The sequence below is a fragment of the Pseudomonas sp. SW-3 genome (assembly GCF_016615645.1).
Lineage (GTDB): Bacteria > Pseudomonadota > Gammaproteobacteria > Pseudomonadales > Pseudomonadaceae > Aquipseudomonas > Aquipseudomonas mandelii.
In genome coordinates, this window is record NZ_CP067098.1 from 5,898,003 (window position 1) to 5,916,789 (window position 18,787).

Annotated in this window: 15 protein-coding genes, 1 tRNA gene and 1 pseudogene; 11 read left to right on the forward strand and 6 right to left on the reverse strand. The window is 51.8% G+C overall.

Annotation, left to right across the window (positions count from 1 at the left end; all coding sequences use genetic code 11):
- Positions 1–19: 19 nt before the first annotated feature.
- From JIO00_RS26795 to JIO00_RS26815, 5 genes are all read left to right on the forward strand, one after another.
- Positions 20–3,766 (forward strand): EAL domain-containing protein, encoded by a 3,747-nt coding sequence (locus JIO00_RS26795; RefSeq protein ID WP_083375636.1) that lies wholly within the window; start codon positions 20–22, stop codon positions 3,764–3,766.
- Positions 3,767–3,781: 15 nt separating this feature from the next.
- Positions 3,782–3,858: transfer RNA gene (locus JIO00_RS26800), tRNA-Ile, on the forward strand.
- Between the two features lie 105 nt (positions 3,859–3,963).
- Positions 3,964–5,028, forward strand: coding sequence for a tyrosine-type recombinase/integrase (locus tag JIO00_RS26805; RefSeq protein ID WP_200667161.1), 1,065 nt, complete (start codon positions 3,964–3,966; stop codon positions 5,026–5,028).
- Positions 5,029–5,150: 122 nt separating this feature from the next.
- Positions 5,151–5,420, forward strand: a complete 270-nt coding sequence (locus JIO00_RS26810) for a hypothetical protein (protein WP_200667163.1) — start codon at positions 5,151–5,153, stop codon at positions 5,418–5,420.
- Complete coding sequence (locus JIO00_RS26815; RefSeq protein ID WP_200667164.1) at positions 5,417–6,505, forward strand: AAA family ATPase; 1,089 nt, start codon at positions 5,417–5,419, stop codon at positions 6,503–6,505. The genes JIO00_RS26810 and JIO00_RS26815 overlap by 4 nt, the downstream gene beginning before the upstream one ends.
- Before the next feature lie 160 nt (positions 6,506–6,665).
- Here JIO00_RS26815 and JIO00_RS26820 read toward each other — a convergent pair whose 3' ends face one another.
- From JIO00_RS26820 to JIO00_RS26830, 3 genes are read right to left on the reverse strand one after another with little or no spacing between them, the layout of a single operon-like run.
- On the reverse strand, positions 6,666–7,304 hold the full coding sequence (locus JIO00_RS26820) for a hypothetical protein (RefSeq protein WP_200667166.1): 639 nt from the start codon (positions 7,302–7,304) through the stop codon (positions 6,666–6,668).
- Entirely contained in the window at positions 7,301–8,191 is an 891-nt protein-coding gene (locus JIO00_RS26825) for a site-specific integrase (protein WP_234452913.1), read from the reverse strand. Before JIO00_RS26825 ends, JIO00_RS26820 begins: the two co-directional genes overlap by 4 nt.
- Entirely contained in the window at positions 8,167–8,436 is a 270-nt protein-coding gene (locus JIO00_RS26830; RefSeq protein ID WP_234452914.1) for a hypothetical protein, read from the reverse strand. Before JIO00_RS26830 ends, JIO00_RS26825 begins: the two co-directional genes overlap by 25 nt.
- An 846-nt stretch (positions 8,437–9,282) precedes the next feature.
- On the opposite strand from JIO00_RS26830, the gene JIO00_RS26835 reads away from it, so the two are divergent.
- The 4 genes from JIO00_RS26835 to JIO00_RS26850 all read left to right on the forward strand — a co-directional run bounded on the left by JIO00_RS26835 (position 9,283) and on the right by JIO00_RS26850 (position 11,776).
- Positions 9,283–9,606, forward strand: a complete 324-nt coding sequence (locus JIO00_RS26835; protein ID WP_200667168.1) for a hypothetical protein — start codon at positions 9,283–9,285, stop codon at positions 9,604–9,606.
- 52 nt (positions 9,607–9,658) lie between these two features.
- Entirely contained in the window at positions 9,659–9,943 is a 285-nt protein-coding gene (locus JIO00_RS26840; RefSeq protein WP_200667170.1) for a hypothetical protein, read from the forward strand.
- A gap of 332 nt (positions 9,944–10,275) precedes the next feature.
- The gene (locus JIO00_RS26845) at positions 10,276–11,088 is read left to right on the forward strand and encodes a pentapeptide repeat-containing protein (RefSeq protein ID WP_200667172.1); all 813 of its coding nucleotides are present in this window, start codon (positions 10,276–10,278) and stop codon (positions 11,086–11,088) included.
- Between the two features lie 271 nt (positions 11,089–11,359).
- Positions 11,360–11,776, forward strand: a complete 417-nt coding sequence (locus JIO00_RS26850) for a hypothetical protein (RefSeq protein ID WP_200667174.1) — start codon at positions 11,360–11,362, stop codon at positions 11,774–11,776.
- Between the two features lie 542 nt (positions 11,777–12,318).
- On the opposite strand, the gene JIO00_RS26860 is transcribed toward JIO00_RS26850, so the two are convergent.
- Both JIO00_RS26860 and JIO00_RS26865 read right to left on the reverse strand, forming a co-directional pair.
- Complete coding sequence (locus JIO00_RS26860) at positions 12,319–13,269, reverse strand: retron St85 family RNA-directed DNA polymerase (protein WP_200667183.1); 951 nt, start codon at positions 13,267–13,269, stop codon at positions 12,319–12,321.
- A complete protein-coding gene (locus tag JIO00_RS26865) occupies positions 13,269–14,231 on the reverse strand; it encodes a retron St85 family effector protein (RefSeq protein ID WP_200667184.1) in 963 nt (320 codons plus the stop codon). The genes JIO00_RS26860 and JIO00_RS26865 overlap by 1 nt, the downstream gene beginning before the upstream one ends.
- A gap of 424 nt (positions 14,232–14,655) precedes the next feature.
- Here JIO00_RS26865 and JIO00_RS26870 point away from each other — a divergent pair, with 424 nt between their 5' ends.
- Positions 14,656–17,271: a hypothetical protein gene (locus tag JIO00_RS26870; protein WP_200667185.1), complete on the forward strand. Its 2,616-nt coding sequence runs from the start codon at positions 14,656–14,658 to the stop codon at positions 17,269–17,271.
- 45 nt (positions 17,272–17,316) lie between these two features.
- A pseudogene (locus tag JIO00_RS26875) lies at positions 17,317–17,576 on the forward strand (DDE-type integrase/transposase/recombinase); the annotation flags it as partial.
- Between the two features lie 74 nt (positions 17,577–17,650).
- Here JIO00_RS26875 and JIO00_RS26880 read toward each other — a convergent pair.
- A complete protein-coding gene (locus JIO00_RS26880) occupies positions 17,651–18,619 on the reverse strand; it encodes a reverse transcriptase family protein (protein ID WP_200667186.1) in 969 nt (322 codons plus the stop codon).
- Positions 18,620–18,787 lie beyond the last annotated feature (168 nt).

Genomic DNA, 18,787 nt, shown 5'->3' on the forward strand with positions numbered 1-18,787 from the left:
GAGCCATAACGAGACCGTTATGCCCAGACTGCCGACCGTGCTTTTTTTGCTGTCGCTGATGACCTGGACCGCAACGGCTGGCGCGCTGACTCTGACCGACGAAGAACGTAGCTGGCTGGCGGCTCACCCGGACTTGCGCCTGGGTGTCGACGCGTCCTGGCCGCCGTTCGAATTTCGTGACGACCAGGGCCGCTATCAGGGCCTGGCGGCGGACTACATCAACGTGATCCGTCAACGGCTGGCCGTCAAACTGACGCCCATCGAACCGATCAGCTGGACCGAAGTCCTGCAGCAGGCCAAGCAAGGCAAGCTGGACGTCTTGCCGGGCATCATGTCGACCCCGGAACGCCAGTCGTACCTGTCATTCACTCGTCCCTACCTGGACTTTCCGATTGTCATCCTCGCCCATGTCGGAGGCCCCCAACCGCGCAAGCTCGAAGAGCTCTACGGGCTGAAGATCGCTGTGGTGGAAAACTATGCGCCCCATGAGCTGTTGCGCACGCACCACCCCGACCTGAATCTGGTGGCGATGCCCAATGTCAGCTCAGCCTTGCAGGCGTTGGCCACCGATGAAGTGGATGCGGTCGTGGGCGATCTCGCCTCCAGCGTCTGGAGCCTGCGTCAGCTCAAGCTCGACGGCCTGTATGTCAGCGGCGAAACGCCCTATCGCTATCAATTGGCGATGGCAGTGCCCCCCGACAACAAGATACTGGTCGGGATTCTGGACAAAGTCCTGGCGGACATGACTTCAAGTGAAATCAGCGCCATTCAGGAACACTGGGTGGGCAATGTACTGGATCACCGAACCTTCTGGTCCGACTTGCTGGTTTACGGCCTGCCCGGATTGCTGTTTCTGATGATCACGCTGGCCGTGGTCATCCGGATTAACCGCCGGTTGAGTTCGGAAATCGCCCGGCGGGTCGACCTCGAACAAGAGCTGCGCAGCAGTGAATACCATTACCGCGGGCTGGTGGAGAGCCTTTCCGCAATTGCCTGGGAAGCACGGATCAGCGATTTCACCTACAGCTACGTGTCTCCGCATGCCGAAGAACTGCTTGGCTATCCCCTGTCCCATTGGCTCATTCCGGGGTTCTGGCGCAACATCATCCACCCTGCGGACCTGACACGGGCCCAGACATTCTGCGATCACGAAGTGCTGGCCGGGCGCGATCATAGCGTCGATTACCGCGTTATCACCGCCGACGGGCGCTGCCTGTGGGTGCGCGATATCGTCAGTCTTATCGAGCATGGCCATGAGCCGGTTATGCGCGGATTGATGATCGACATCAGCGACGCCAAGCGCACGGAAGAAGCGTTGAGACTCTCCGAGCAAAAATTCGCCTCCGTGTTTCAGCAATGCCCGGACATTCTGGTGATTGCGCGGCTGTCCGACGGCTGCCTGCTCGAAGTCAACAACGCGTTCGAAGAACAAATTGGTCTCAAGGCCGAAGATGTCATTGGCCAGACCGCCACCGACCTCAACATCTGGGGCATCCCCGGCGTCGGGCCGGGCCTGCTGCAGCGCCTGCAAGCCGGCAGCATCCGCAACCTGGAGATGCCTTTTCGACGCAGCAATGGCCAGGTGTTTACCGGTCTGATTTCCGCCGAGCCCTTCGACCTCGATACGACCCCTGCGCTGGTCGTCGTGGTGCGCGATATCAGTCAGCTCAAGGAAACCCAGCAGCAACTGCAAACCTCCGAAGAAAAATTCGCCAAGGCCTTCCACGCCTCACCGGACGGCTTGTTGCTGTCGCGGCAGAGCGACGGGTTGCTAATGGAGGTCAACGAGGGTTTCAGCCGCATCACAGGCTTCAACAGCGCGATGTCCGTGGATCGCTCAGCCCTGGAGCTGGGGATCTGGGTCAATCTCAATGAACGCAAACAGATGCTCGACTTACTGCACCGGGATGGCTTCGTCCGCGACTTCAGTTGCCACATCCGCCGCAGTGACGGGCAGATCCGCCTTTGCGAGGTTTCAAGCCGTCCGCTGCCGATCGGCGACGAAGACTGCATGCTGACCATCGCCCGGGACATCACCGAGCGGCACCTGATGCAGGAGAAACTGCAACAGGCCGCCACAGTGTTCGAGAGCACCGCCGAGGGCGTGTTGATCACCGACACCCAACAGCACATCAGCGCGGTCAACCGAGCGTTCACCGAGATCACCGGTTACAGCGAGAGCGAAGCACTCGGCCACACCCCTCGCTTGCTCGCCTCGGGGCTTCACGACAGCGCGTTCTATGCGGCGATGTGGCATCAGCTGACGGACGAAGGTCACTGGCAAGGCGAGATTTCCAACCGACGCAAGAATGGCGAGCTCTACCCGAGCTGGCTGACCATCAGCGCCGTGCGTAACCGGGAAAAATTCATCACCCACTTCGTGGCGGTGTTCGCGGACATTTCCAGCCTCAAACACGCGCAGGCCAAACTCGACTACCAGGCGCACCACGATCCGCTGACCGGCCTGCCAAACCGCACGCTGTTCGAGAGCCGACTGTTGACCGCACTCAATACCCAACAGGAAAACGGTGGCCAGGGCGCGGTGCTGTTCCTCGACCTGGATCGCTTTAAACACATCAACGACAGCCTTGGCCATCCGGTGGGCGACCTGCTGCTCAAAGGCATTGCCGTGCGCCTCAAAGAGCAGCTGCGCGACATCGATACCGTCGCGCGCCTGGGGGGCGACGAATTCATCATCCTGCTGCCCGGCCTGCAACAATCCAGCGATGCCGACAACATTGCCACCAAGCTGCTCAATTGCTTCGCGGCCCCTTTTCAGGCCGGCGAGCACGAGTTTTTCATCAGCGCCAGCATCGGCACCAGCCTGTACCCCAAGGACGGCTGCGATGTCGCCACGCTGGTCAAAAACGCCGATGCGGCGATGTATCGCTCCAAGGCCAAGGGCCGCAACCGGGTGGAAAGCTACACCCGCGACCTCACCGCCCAGGCCAGCGAACGCGTGGCGCTGGAACATGAATTGCGCCGCGCCATCGAGCGCAATGAGCTGTTTCTCTATTACCAACCGAAAATCAGCCTCGCCGACCATCGACTGGTCGGCGCCGAAGCGCTCATCCGCTGGCAACATCCGACCTTCGGCTCGGTGCCGCCGGAACACTTCATTCCCTTGGCGGAAGAAAACGGCATGATCCTGCAAATCGGCGACTGGGTGCTGGAGACAGCCTGCCGACAGATGAACGAGTGGAATCAGGTCTACGAGTGCCTCGGTCCCCTCTCGGTCAATCTCGCAGGTGCTCAATTGCGTCAGCCGAACCTGCTCGGACGGATCGAGCAACTGCTCAAAGACAACGGCCTGGCGCCCGGTTTACTGCAACTGGAAATTACCGAAAACTTCATCATGAGCCAGGCCGAAGAAGCGCTGGCAGTGCTGCACCAACTCAAACACCTGGGCGTGCAATTGGCCATCGATGACTTCGGGACCGGCTACTCGTCTCTGAGCTACCTCAAGCGCCTGCCACTGGACATCCTCAAGATCGACCAGTCCTTCGTCCGCGGCCTGCCTGACGATCCGCACGATGCAGCGATTGTTCGCGCCATCATTGCCCTGGGGCGCAGCATGCAATTCACCGTCATTGCGGAGGGCGTCGAGACCCTCGCACAGCAACAATTCCTCGCCGAAGAAGGCTGTGAACAGATCCAGGGCTACATCGTCAGCCTGCCGCTTCCCCCCGACGAATTCGCCGCGACGTTTCTTCGTATAGCCGTATCGGATTTTTCGGATAGCACAGCCGAGAAACCATCGCTATAATCCGCGGCCTACTGAGGGCCTATAGCTCAGTTGGTTAGAGCAGAGGACTCATAATCCTTTGGTCCACGGTTCAAGTCCGTGTGGGCCCACCATATGAATCAAGTCCTGCAGCTCAGCTGCAGGTTTTGACACCCCAATCAGATGTTCCCGAGGTACAGTTTCGGTACAGTCCGTACCGATCTTCCCTCGGAGAACGTATGGCAACCCTCGTAAAAACCCCCTCTGGCACATGGAAAGCGGTCATTCGAAAAAATGGCTGGCCGACTGCTTCTAAGACTTTCCGCACAAAACGCGATGCTGAAGACTGGTCAAGACGCACCGAAGACGAAATGGTCAGGGGCGTTTATATCCAGCGCAGTGGTTCAGAACGAATGACGCTCGAAGCTGCTCTGAAGCGTTATCTGAGCGATGTCACGCCAACCAAAAAACCTACTACTCAGCGTGGCGAAATCAGCAAAGCCAAAAAGCTCATCGAGCATTTGGGAAAATACTCACTCGCTGCATTGTCCGCTGAGATCATCGCCGGGTTTCGTGATAAGCGCCTGAGCGAATCCGGCAACAAGGGAAACATTAGCAACAACACCGTCCGCCTGGAACTAGCGCTACTCAGCCATCTTTTTACCGTGGCGATCCAAGAATGGGGAATGGGCCTGACATTCAACCCCGTGCTCAACATTCGTAAGCCAAGCCCCGGTGAAGGTCGAGATCGAAGGCTGTCACCTGATGAAGAGCTCCGTTTGATCAATGCTGTGAACGCTCATAGCAATCCAATGCTTGGATGGATTGTGCGCATAGCGCTGGAAACCGGCATGAGGGCTTCTGAGATTTCGACCTTACGGCGACACCAAGTCGACTTAGAAAGACGCGTCTTGAGGCTCCGAGATACAAAAAATGACTCAGCTCGAACGGTGCCCTTGAACCGATTCGCCACAGAAGTTATTACGTCTGCGATGAACAACCCCATTCGACCTATCGATTGTGATTTGGTCTTCTTCGGCGAGCCTGGTCGAGACAAAAAGCGCCGCCCATATGCATTTACTAAGGCTTGGGCGACCCTGAAAACGAAATTGAAAATGCGCGACCTCCGTTTTCATGACCTGCGTCACGAGGCTGTCAGCCGGCTAGTTGAAGCGGGGCTGTCGGACCAAGAGGTTTCTGCGATCAGCGGCCATAAGTCGATGCAGATGCTGAAGCGCTACACCCATCTGCGCGCAGAAGACCTGGTAGAACGCTTAGATCGATTGCAGATAGGTCGAGCCTAGGCGAGTTTGTGCATGTACAAACTCGCCTGCCCAACTATATTTTAGGCGGCGCGGGGAAATGGTCGTTTTTTGGGGGGGTAGGCAGGGACTGTTAGGTAGAGAAACCACTGAAGGAATTCACTATGAAACAGTTCAACCCCTCACTAAAACCGGAACCGTCGGAGTCTGTAGCAAAATTCGAGCGCGAACTCACGGCTCGCTTCGGCCCCCTCCTTACTGCGGTACACCTTGCAGAGATGCTCCACCGCAGCGAACAGGGCTTGCGGTGGAGTCTTACCCAGCCCGGCCAGTTCGCTGACACGATCAACGCCACACGCGTCAGAATCGGCCGTCGCAACTATTATCGCGCGGCGGATCTTGCACTGTTACTGGCAGGCGGGGGCGCAGTATGACCTCTATCTTGAGATTGGGTGATATCCATCCTGCCATTGATGGTAAACGCACTCCACAGCTCTGGAGTGCGGAGCTCGCATCTGCTGCATCCATCACGCCGAAGCCCGTCAGTTGGCTGTGGCCTCAATGGCTAGCCAAAGGAAAACTAACTCTTTTGGCGGGGGCCGGCGGATCAGGCAAAACAAATCTGGCCATTGGGCTAATCAGCTGCTTGACGAGGGGTGGACATTGGCCTGACGGGAGTCGTTGTAACGAGTGCGGTAATGCATTGATATGGAGTAGCGAGGACGACCACGCAGACACCCTTGTCCCTCGGCTAATAGCTGCAGGTGCAGATCTGACACGCGTTCATTTCATCAATGGCCGGATCAGTGCCGTTGGGGAGCGAGATACGTTTGATCCCGCGACTAACTTTGATCTCCTTCGCGAAGCTGCGGCGCGTATTGGAGGTGTATCCCTGCTTTTGCTCGATCCTATGGTTAGCTTGGTACGTGGCGACATGCATAAGGCCAACGATGTTCGGCGTTCATTGCAGGTGGTGGTAGATTTTGCCGAAGCTCATAGTTGCGCCGTACTTGGAATTACCCACTTCAGTAAAGGCAGCGGTGCATCCTCTCCTGCTGACCGAGTGATCGGTAGTCAGGCGTTTAGCGCGCTGGCCCGGACCGTCCTTGTTGCAGCCAAATCCGCGGACTCCGATATCAGGGTTCTGGCTCGCGCAAAATCTAATATCAGCGATGACCAAGGCGGGGTCAGATATACCATCGAGACTTGCACCGTGACGCACGATATCGAAACCACCCGAGTGGTCTGGGGAGAATTAGTCGAGGGTAGTGCTGGTGAGATTTTGGCAGAAGTGGAGTGCTCGGATGGTGATGCTGGATCAGATGACGACCCTAGCGGAGCGTTACGCCGAATACTGAGGGACGGGCCGATCACTGGTAAAGAAGTCAAAAATTTGATGGCAGCGAATGGATATACCACGAAGCAAACACGTAGTGCTCGTGAACGGCTCGGCGTTATTACAAGCCGCGAAGGATTTGGCAGTGAGATGACGACCTACTGGTCGGTTTCGGAAACGTAATTTTTCATAATCACCATTCGTGCCCTGAACATACAGTCATGCCCAACAAAAATTGTGGGCACCACTGGGTGTTCTGGGCACGAATGATGAATATCTAACGGAAAGGTATCCACCGAATCGCAGGAATTACGGAAAACTGCCGATATGATGAGAGACGGGGTCATCTTCTAGGATTAGGGTTCCCACTGTAATCTGCATCATCGTCAATTTTTAGATTACGCCGTTTATGTCGCGCGGCCGCTCCTTGGGCATTTGATTTCCTAGCCCCAAGTTTTGCCAACTCCTCCCTATGTCTCTGTGCTACAGCGTTTGCATCGCGCCATTGGCTTTCTGCTCGGTTGGCTCTGTCGCGTTCTTTGTCGAGCTGCTGCTGCATATCTAAGTCGTGCGCTTCCCATGCTGCCTGCTCTTTATCCATCGCAGCTTCACGCTGCCGTACTACCCTTTCCTTTTGAGTAAGCAGTTTTTCCCGCTCCTCAAGCTCAACAAGAGCCAGGCGCCGAGCATCCATTTTTGCCTTAGTTGCCTCGTTCAGACGATGCTCCAGTAGCCGCCCGCGTGTGCGCTCCCAAAGTCTTATTTGGAAAAACTCTGACAGTAGGCAGCCTGCCGCAGTGCCAATGAGAAGAATCGGCCAGCAGTAAGGCAAAAGCGACCAACCACTGGCCACAAGCAACCAAGACTGATCACTTTGGACCACCCATCCGCTCAGGCTAAGCTTTTTTTCGAGGTAGCAACTTCCATAGACGGCACTGAACACGAGAGTTGGTTCCTTCCAATAGAATCTGTCGTAACTCATCGCAGATAAACCTCTGTGATTTCTGGTCTGAAATGTCCAAGTTCCTGTGAGACGGTTTCAAGCGCCTCAGGACGGCTCAACCCTGCGCACTGAAGCTCACCCATTCGCTCTTGCGCATAGCTGTGGCGCACTCCATGTGCGCCGGCTGACCAACCGAGTACACGAGTCGAAGCGGCGCTATAGCTTGAAGACCAACGGTGTCCACCAGCCAAGTCGTAATATTGCTGATAGTGGATACCCCTATCGGTCACCCGCCGTGGTGCATCAAATCTCAGGTTTTCAATTCGCTCAGCCAGCACCAGCGGGATGATTACGTGGCGGACGAGGCCGCCTTTTCCTTGAACTATGTAGTGCAGTCCCGATCGTCCCAGGAATTTTTCTGTACGTGCCGGACGGGGATCGGGGACACGTTCATCGGCCCTTCGGAGGGTGAATAGTTCGTGCGCGCGAAGCCCAGCTGCATAGGCAATTTCGGTCGCTAAGGCATTACATTGCTGCTGAGCTTGGGCTACCAGTTCAACCTGCTCGCGCTTGTAGGCGCGCGACCGCAGGGCTTGATCCTGCTCAGACTTAACGACAGGGAGTGTATGACCGAGTGGCAGCTCATGGGTGAGATGCTGGAACATGGCCTGGAGGGCTTGGCGCTCTAGGTTCAGCGCACTTTGTCCTACCGACTGAGACCGTTCTTCCAGATAACGCAGTGCTTGCAGACAATTGAGGCTTCGCAAGCTACCGGTTATTTGCTCGGCCTTGACCCATTCCGCCACTCTAGTTAAGGCGGCTTGGTAATTTCGGGTTGTACCAACCGATTTAAGTACACCACCTCGACCCTGCAGCCGCTTCACAACGGCAGCTGCTTGTCTTACAGGGTTAGCAAATTTGGCCATTTTTCAGCCCCCCCTGCAGCATGGCGTTTCATCCACCGGGCAACGGTCGCATGAACAACAACAACGCGGTGCTCTCGCAGCCAGCGTTGTAATTCGGCAATGGTTGCCCCGGCTTTGTGCAACTGAATGAGCTCACCGGCATAGCGGTCGAGTCGAGAGCGGCGATATTTGGTTTTGCGTCTTGCAGCGGTAATCTTGCGTAACCGAGCGGATTCGGTAATGGGGTCAAAGCTGGATTGGCTCATAGCGCTCTCCTGTGTATTTACAGGAAGAGCTTATTGAGCTGCCGGAAGCTTTCAACCGAATAGGGTGTCAAAAACGCACAGTGCGTGCGCATGTACTACCGATCTGTAAGAACACCTGGCCGACGAGTCGGTCTCAGCGGCTATTCGCCTGTTCGCCCCCGTTTGCACTATATGCTGGCTCGGACTGATCTCGCCAATTGACCTAATTATCGAGCGGCCAGCTCGTTGCGGGTTTGTCAGTCCGCGTACCTGACCCCATCCATTTATCACAGCTGATGAGGTAGCCATGCCGCACAGAATGGCTGTGGGCATCTCGGTTTTTACATGGACGGTGCCATGAACTGATGCTCGTCAGTTGGCGGTCAACGAACTCACAATAACGATGCACAACGCACCACGCCATCTGCGTTTGCAGAAATGCGCGGGACATATGCAAGTGATTTTGTGCGCGAAATAGTTGGAAGCGAGAGCCCCCGCTATGTACAGGTGAGCATGCGAGCCTGACATAGCGGGGGTAGGAGCAACACCAAACCATCAGGAATACGTGATCGCTTACGGGCTGATATCTGCCCAGGATCTGTACGAAAGTGGCATTTCATACGATGGTGGCACACCAACGACCTAGGGAGTCTCGGCCATACCGAGCCAATCCCGAGAGCGGGGATTCACCGTTCATGTAACCGGGGTGGAGTCGCCCCCAACTACTACAATCTTTCACAATGCGACCATATAAGTTGATCTGCGATGAGTGCGCTCCATTGATCGAGGCGAAAAAATAGGCTGGTGACACAGCTGAGCCAGCAACACGATGCCACCTCCCCTTTCACTGCGCTTTGGAGGTGTTCTATGAATCAGAAAACTCGTATTTTCGGTCTGTCGTTGACGCGGTGGCGTTTTGTTGTCGTCGCAACCTGCTTTTTTGTATTTGCCTTAACTGCGGGTGGCGCTTGGCTCCCATTGGCCAACGTCGATAGCAACCCGCTCGATTTGCTGTTCAGTGCCCAAGTGGTGTCGTTCGTGTTGCTGATCGGCGCTGCGCTGTTTTCTTATGCCGGCGCGCTCAAAGCCCTGCCTGCCTGGAAGCGCGAAGTCGTGTTTTTCAACACGGCTGTACTCGGAACCTACGCCGGAAACCAGTTGCTTCCGTTATTGCCAGGATGGAGCTGGTGACACACCCCAATCGCCTTGAAGCTGCAGACTCATCATCATTAGGAGAGCCTGTATGTTTATTCAACCTCACAACATTTCCAGCGATCTGGTGTTCGAGCTCGACAGGCAACTGACCCGCCTCGGCGCCGTCGCACATGTCGCAGTGAAGCACTTTGATACTCCGATCTTGGTCGCTATCGGTCAGGGCTTCCTTGCCCCCGTTTCTCTCCACCATCCAACCATCAGCTCGTTTGTTGAGGCTGAGCTAATTGCTGCCAGGCTCAACGCCTTGCAAGGGATCGGTGACCGTCAGCGCATTACGATTCTGCGGAGCATGGCTGGTGCAGCGGGCCACTGATGAGGTGACATGAACGATGGGGGAGCTTACTCGAAGGGAAATGCTGAGTCTGAGATCCGCATCGAGCAAGCCTGGTACATGCCTTCTCTGAGCACCCAGACAACTGATCATTGGGCGATAGGAAAAATGGAAAGGAGTTTAAAGCGATGAATCCAATGAAAGGCTACTGCAACAATATGATACGCGTAGGACGCATGAACAGATCAGCATCTGCCAAAGCAAGATTAGGTTCAATCTAGACTCTTTTTAGGATTACCAGTAAATTGGAGCAATCATTGTTAGAATATTCGGCTTCTTCGCGACCTCCGTTTACTCACAGGACTAACTAAATAATGCGGGCAGCAGCGCTTGTCTTCTTGGCATTTTCTACCATCATAGTAACCATCACAGGGTTTTGGGGTTGGGTATCAAACAACATATTCCCAAGCCAGACTTGGGGTTTATACTCTCGTTCTTTCTTTGAAGACATACTAGCAAACGCTCACGGAACAATAATAGACCTTTTTGTAGTCGGCCTGATCCTCTACTGGTTTGAGCAGCGCCGGAACGAAAGAGACGAAACCGAACGCACTCGCCGCCTTCGCGAAGATAAAGCGAGGAGAAACCGTGAAGATCTGGCTGACTTACGTTACGATCGCTCAACTGATGCACCATACAAAGTGCTCGGAACAATTCGGCGCCTTCTTGACCTTGAAGAAAAAAAATTAAAACTTTCAGAGATAAATCTTTCAAGGTTAGAAATAAGAGACCTGAAATTAGAGCATAGCGATCTTCATGCGACGATATTCAAAGACAGTCGATTTCTTCGAGTAAGCATTGATAACTGCAGATGTGAAGCTGCGATATTCATTGACGCACAACTTGAACACACAACATTCTCTAAAACCGACCTACGTCGCGCAAAATTCCAAAACGCCATACTAAAAGGAATGGATTTCACCAGTTGTGATGTTGCTCACGCGGACTTCAGTGGAGCGGACTTGAGCAGCGCAAATTTCCGTGGTGTCGACTGCAAAGGGGTGAAGTTCACTAATGCCATTCTTCGATCGACAAATTTCATTGACGCTAAAAATCTAGATCCGTACGTAGTCGAGCTTGAAAAACTTCCTAGGGGGCCAAAAGTTACGCCTTACAAGGTCCCGTAGTACGTAGAAAATAAAAACTGGGGGGGAATCCAACCACCCTCTCTGGGGGTTTCCCCCTCCTCAGCAAGCAGCCAGTTGATCTTCAGATTAACATGAAGACGATACACACAGTCAAGGCTACCCACCGCCTATGGTATCCAGGCTAACGCTAGGCGTTATAGGATGCGGTGCCCGTCCAATCAGTTACGAGAACGGCAGCCATGTCTCACTATCGCTTCGACGACAACGAGCCCGCGTCCTAGAATGGATGGCTGCGCACCCTGATGGATTCGTGGTCAACACCGACAAGGCGCACACCTCAAAGCACTATCCACTGGCCCATCACGCGGGCTGCAAAACGCTGCACAACCGCGACAACTACACGACCCACAGATACTACAAGGTCGCCGCCGACACCTTGTTAGACCTAGAACGATGGGCCCGCATTGCCGCGTTGAACCCGCTTAGGCATTACCAAATGTGCAGCCCAAAAGAGCCATCCAGCATTAAGCCGAAGGCCATCGACCAACGAATAGCGCGAGATATTGAGCAGGCACTCGAGGGCAAATATTTAGAGCTGACACCGTGGGAAATGCAATTCTTTGAGGGGCTGCGCGAATCGCTTCAAAAAGATAATCCACTCACGCCCCGGCAGCGGATATTTGTAATAAAAACCTTGAATCGATTAATGGGCATTGCCCAACGATAGGCGAAAATGAAGCCCCCAATCAGGGGCTTTCTTCTGCCTGCTACTCAGTCGCTCGCGTGCGCCCGCTTCCTTCACTCAGAGCAAGGCCGACTGAAGCTTGCCCACCTCATGGTCGCGAAGCACACCAATAGTTATCGCGCGCAATAGTACGAAGATAAGCGCGTTGCATTACAGATCGAGCTGCAGGCAACATTTGGATTGCGCGTCAAGGAGTCCATTATGCTGTTATCTCATTTGGCTATGATGGATTACGGCACAACTACGCCAACGATTGTTACCAAAACTATGCTGAAGCAGATTCTCCCGTACAGGGAGGTTCACTTGCAGAGTTCGATCGGGAAATGGATCGAGCTGCATGGATTGAGGTCTCTGAAGAACTCGGTCATTCCCGAGAGTCGCTTTCTACTCATTACTTAGGGCGTTAACCCTACGACAGCACCATTAATGGTTACAGAGATTAGCTGGTCACAAAAAGCCTGATGCAAACGCCACGATCATAGGGCGCCAAGTTACATGACAACATTTGTCTTCAGATACTTATGCTACTGAGCCACCTGCTTAATTAGCTGAAAGCTCACAATTGAGCCTACTACCGCCTCTCCATATTTACGAACAACTGATTGATAGAAGCTCGGCTCTACATGCTTTGCAAAAGCAAGCATTCCTTTCAACGAATAAATTTCATCACTAGACATACCGCCAAGTGAGTACCTATATATCAACGACCTGACATATCTTTTCTTTTCGTGCCCCAAAGATATTTTATCATCATTAGTTAGCACCAATCCTGTGACGTGACGATTCCTACCCTTGGATGAAAAGACTGTTTTATCCGCATTTATATTAAGCGTCGGATAGTCAATCTCTCGGCAAATTCTGACCACCAAACTTGGCAGCTCAAATAGAATACCTTGTTTATTTGTTGTAAAGGTAAGATCATCAGCATATCGCGTATAACTTATCTCTAGACGAGCACACTCTTCAAAAATTCTGCAATCAAACTCATACATCAAAGTATTTGAAATAAACGGCGATGATGGGGCGCCTATACTGAGCTTATGCACCGGATCCTTCTTTTTAGTCCAGAAAAAAAGCTTTTTAACCGCATAGGCATCCTCTTTTGAAATTTCCCCTCTATGCTTTTTTATATGTAAAATAAGATCTTTAGGCCCAATAGATGGAAAGAAATCAGAAAAGTCCATTTTTAATAGATATTTGCTTTTCAGGTGTTCAGTAGCATTTTCTCTAATACCAACCCCATCCCGGTAAGCTGTTGCGCAGTGGTGAACCGGCAGACCTACCAAGAAACTCTCAAGGACCATGCGCTGCATGACTTTCAGTACATCCGTAGGCTGCGCAATAATTCGAACGCCCCGTCCACTCCTCTTCGGAATCGGATAAACCTTATATCGATAAGGTGCTGTATTTACAAATCCTATTAACTCCGCAGAGCTAATTAAAAGCTTGTTTGAAAGGTACGCCAATATTGTCATTATTCTGCCCCCACAGTTAGGACAGCTGGAGTTGCAGCGACCACAGCATATGCAGATTGAATGACATGAATCCTCTTGGACTCACTATCATTAGTAGCGTAAAACTGTTGTGCTGCAAGCTTCGCCCTAGTCTGATCAAATTTCCCAGCAAACTCAACTTTCACCGTGTCAATCAAAACATAGTAATAGTCGACGTGACCGCGCTTTGAGCTGCTTATCAATTTAAACTTACCAAGTAGAAATATAAGCCTTTTGAGTTTATCTCTGGAGATGCTTAGACCTAAAGCCTCGAGATAGGCTTCGATCTCTAACAGCTTTAATGCCCTAAAGGTTTTTATGATTTCATAAACAACAAATGAAACATGCCCTTCATTCTCTTTATTGAACGCCTCAGAGCCATCTTGACTTGATACGGCATTCAATATGTCTTCCCTCATTTCTTTCAAGGACGTGGAGAGACTTCTCTTAAGATCATTTTGATCCCATGGGTAGGCGCAAACGCTACTCTCTTTAATCCCTTGCAAATACCTTAATGGCCCAAGTCGAACAAAAGAGCTTTCTTCGTAGTGCTCCTGACTTACGAAGACAAGTATTTTATTTCTGAGCGCCCTATTTTTCACAAATAATCCTAACTCAGCCAGTGCCCCTGCGCTCTCGAGAATAATGATTATGAGTGATGAAATGTGGGCGATATCGCTTTCAAATGCTAGTAGATCCCTGTACACAGAGTCATGGATCCAGTCTTTGAAATCTTCCGCTAAGGTTATGCTTTCTGCTAAATGGCATTTAGCTGAATGTAGATACTCAACAAGCGCGCCACGCACGGATAGCGGCTCAATCGATGTAATGTCGACTTGGCCGCCACAAAGGAAAAGGATGGGTTGAGTCAGTACGATGCGAGAGTTTTCGAGCGAAACCTGAGCTAGAGACTCTAGCCTCTTATCATCGAACTTCAATGTCACTGTCAATGATCCCAAATCCATGGCGCTAAATTGCGCCTCTAGGAGGTTCTCTTTACCAAAGATATAGCGGCGAAGGCTCGCGTGGGCTTTGCGAGGAGTGCGAGGTACGAGTGCGACGAGTGAAGCCCACGCGAGCCTTCGTCGCAACTAATACCAATCAATAAATTAGAGTCTGGCTATACACCGGACTAGAGCTTGCGCTCCAAAACGCGTAAAGAGGGGCACATCATATGCTGCTGGCTAGGCCCATTGTCAAGCTTGGTTAGCGAGGTCTTTGAATCGCCCGATACTGAATACCTATCAGGTGGGCCCGCATAACACTAGGCAGATCAGACCTTCTTGTAAGTGTTTTTGACCCTTTCCTTTCCAGCTTGCCTATGGAATGGTTAGCAGTAACGGTTTTTAGCGATTGTAGGGAAGGCCATTGAAGCAACCTGAACGGCTCAAGCGACTTACGTATGCCGAGCAAAATAATCTGTTATGCGCAGGTCACATTTCTCAGGGGCGGTTTGGACAGCTTCGCCTGTTACGCGACGACAACGGAGCGTTCTCGGCCAAAGTAAAGCAGGAGTTCCAATGCCTAACCTGTAAAGCCGGCAGCGAAGGCGGATGGATGATGCTCATACACAACGTCCTCTATGGCGCGGGATGTCCAATATGCAGGTACTCCAGTGAATTGATAAGGCAGGTAGATGAGCGCTTTCCTTCCCACGGATTAAAGGTGATCGCCAATTTTTTCGGACCTCCCGTTTCCGGTGAATCTAGCTACCAGTTGTATCCAATTCCTTGCGAGCTGCCGGACGACTTCGGCTGGCAACCTGAACGGCTAGCGCGCGTCTCAATTGCTGTTGCCCTGCGCGAGGGCCGCCGACCTTCGGAAAAAGTGGCGCGCTATTACGAGGATTCGGTCACTGCCTACAAAGAGTTCGTGGAATGCTTTCCTAGCGGGACAATTCGTTATAACGGAACGAGAACACCTGGGAGCACTAGTCCTGGCCCATTTTTTGAGATCGATACCAAAAACAGGTTGATGCGCAGCCCTGCCAGCGATCAATACATGAGTTTGCCGGGCTTGCTCAAAATTTGCCGCCGAGAGCGTCACGATCAAACGTACGATAAAAGGTTGAAAGCTGCGGCCGCACTACATGGCGCGGAGATACTCGACTATGAGCAGCACCCTGCAAGGGGCCTGATGATCAAATACAAAAACCGCGCGGGGGACATTCGAACTGATACGCCGCAGCGCGCTCGGGAATTTTGTTGGGGCCAAACATGGATCAGAAAGGCTGAGAAGCTGACCGCTGCCGTCATGCAAGAATTGTTTCCCTCAGAGAGTTGGGTTTACAACAAGCGCTACAACGACCTCCTACGCTACATCTCCCCTACTGGCAAAGTATCCGTGCTTGAGCTCGATGGTTACTGCCCAAGTCACCGTATCGCTTTCGAGTATCAGGGCATCCAGCACTTCATGGCTCTGACCGATACGAAAGAGGCTCGATTGAGACTTGAGGAAATCCAGCAGCGTGACGTTTTCAAGGTTCACCAGTGCAGGGAAGCACAAATTTCACTGGTAGTAGTGCCTAACATGGACCTTGATCCAGAAGTGTTTCTCCGGACCATTACTTCGATCTTATCGTCTCTCGGTCGGCAGCCAAGCAACCCAGCGCCTGATATACAAAATATCTGGGCAACTTGGAACCTAGCATGTCAGAACCCACTGGCAAAATTTCAAGCCAAAGTAGTCGAGAAGCTCGGAAAGCACCGGCTTATCGGGCCTACACAGGAGCAAATAACACGCAATACGGTCATCATCTACGAGTGCAACATCTGCAGTGCTCGGAACGAGGTGGGATCACGAAGCCTGGCCGATGGTGCCGTTCGGTCCTATTGCGTACGTTGCAAAGGACAACAAACTGGCTATGCCAGGAGCCAAAAACGGCTCGATATATGGGAGAAAGAAAACAGCCTTCCTCAACATTTCATCGAGAATCTTCGGACAACGCCAGTTGAATCCAAGTATTTTCAGTTCGTCTGCAGTCAGAGTCACACCACTGATATTCATGACCCCGACCATGCTAAACGACATATCAATAATGGCGTATTCGATTGCCCGACATGTCGCGGCGAAGAGTTAGGCGTGCCTGCCAATCAGGTAGCGGTTCAAGCTCATTACAGACGCGAGTTCAACGACAACATCGACTCTCTGGGGTTCACCATTGTTCAGGAACTGCCCCATCAAGAGGGGCAAATGGCAGCGGAGGTGATCTGTGCCAGCGGTCAACACACCTTCGTGGTAAGAAAGCCCGATCTACGCAGGTTTCAACGCGATTTTTTCAATGATCGTAGCTTTACCCCTTCAGCGTGTCTCAGTTGCTGCTACCCAGGAGTAACTGTGGCTCCTGGCAACGTGCTAATGGGGACCATATTTCATCGCCTCGCCTCACTACGAGGCATGTACCTTAAGGTGAACCACGTAACGGGCTTCGATCCCGAAGGGTGGAATGACGAACGATTCAACTGTGGCGAAATGCTCCCGGATGGTAACCCACATCCTGACTTCTCGATCTCCTGGCGAAACCTCCAGAAGGCCGGTAGGGCAAGGCCGTTCACTCACTTATGCAATGCGTGCGGCATTGCTTCTGGCCAAGTAGGTAATAGGGGCAAGTCATTGCAGGACCTTGAAGCCATTATGGTTCTGCTTCGCCACGAGCTCCACATGCACAAACAATCCAGCGAACCTTTCAGTCGACCCAAGGTTACGTATCACGAGGGCCCCTTCGACCCGCAGACGCAAGTTGTGAGCACCACTAAAACAAAGCTCGTGTTCTGGTGTGGCGTAAAAAACCATGAGCCGGTTATTGCCACCAAGGACAATTACTTCAACCGGGCACCCACCAAAGGCGCGGGATTCTGTAAGAAGTGCGTAAAAACTGCGGGGCTCACCAAGGCGCCGTTGCCGGCGGTGGTGGTAGATTCCGTTCGCCAGCTGCTACCCTGCACGCTTCGAAATCGAACGAAGAACGCAGGTGAGGAAATTTAGTCGCTACGCTCGGCATGCTTACTGCCGAGCTGATCGTAGACCCCTGAAAGTTTGCGTTCTCAGACTGGGTATCGGCGGCGACCAGAAAATCTGGCGGTAAACCAGCGGTTGCCTCACCAAACTCACTGAAGCACCCGTTCGATGTCAGATAGCCCAACAACCTCTGGGTCACCGACATCACCTACATCCGAATATGAGGCTGGCAGTATTTGGCCGTGGTACTCGATCTGTTTTCACGCCAAGTCGTTGGCTGGTCAATGAAGTCACAAATGACTAGCGACTGGGCCAGTGAACCTCGCCTAATGACTGGATGTAAAGACAATTCACTTTAAAGCAGAAACTTTATAGAACGTAACCTGAAAAATACAAATCCAGCCGATTAAATATCCAAGCAAAAATCATCAATTAACCCTAAAAACTCCTGATGATGAAAACTTAAAACTTTCTTTTTTTGCAACGCAAAAATATTGTCAGGTTCTATCTGCAGCAAATAATTTACTCGCCCCAGAATCCTTTCAAAAACTAGCGGATCAAATTCTTTTTGACTAGAAAGATGAAATTTGTTCCTTTCCAACTCATGAATTTGAGCTCGTAAATTACGCTTGAATGCTTTAGGAGCTTTTAAAACTCCAGAAGAAATCGAAACACCAGTGATAATTTTTTTCGCGCCAAAAATTTTAAACTGCGTCTTATCTTCATTTAAACAAAAATGATGATCCAAGAGAATTTTTCGCACCAAGCCAGGTAGATCTCTAGGAACTTTCCCACCAGAAAATACTATATCGTCCGCATAGCGAGAGTAGCGCAACCGCAAAGAGCTTGCCAACTTTGAAAATCTTACATCTATTGGAAAAAAAACAAGGTTGCTTAACATCGGACTGGTACATGCACCTTGCGGAAGAGCATTTTTCAAAGTGCACAAGATAGAGATATAGGATGCTTTCTTTGGGTCACAACCATTTCTTGAAAGCGCACCAAAAATCATTTGCCTAGAAATACTAGGAAAATACTCCTTTATATCTAACTGTAAAATTTCTCTTGAGCCAAGATGGTAACGCGCATGCCCAACAGCGCACTTATTTTTTACATAGGCATACGCTGAATCATGAGGTAAATAGTCCTCCAAAACATTCTGCAAAATCGATTTCTGTATTTTGTCGAGCGTTGGGTATGGAGAGCTAATTAGCCGAGTTCCTCCTCGTCGCTTCGGAATTCTAAAACTTCTGTAGAATAGATCAGTTCGCGCAATCATACGCGAAACAATAGCTAAATCCTCTACTGAAAGATTCAGATCTCGATACAGAGCCATTAGCCCACTAACTTCGATTTGGCTTTCAATATTGTCCATAAGTGCAGGGGATCGACTCTACGAGCTTGCTTTTATCACGATATTTCATTCACGTCAGTGAATGAAATGCACTCTGCGCAGCAGAGTTTATTTCATTCAGTGGCTAAAACCAGCCTGAACGATGAAGGCGAAAACACCTTCGATTGCTAGAGCCGACCCCCTGCCCAA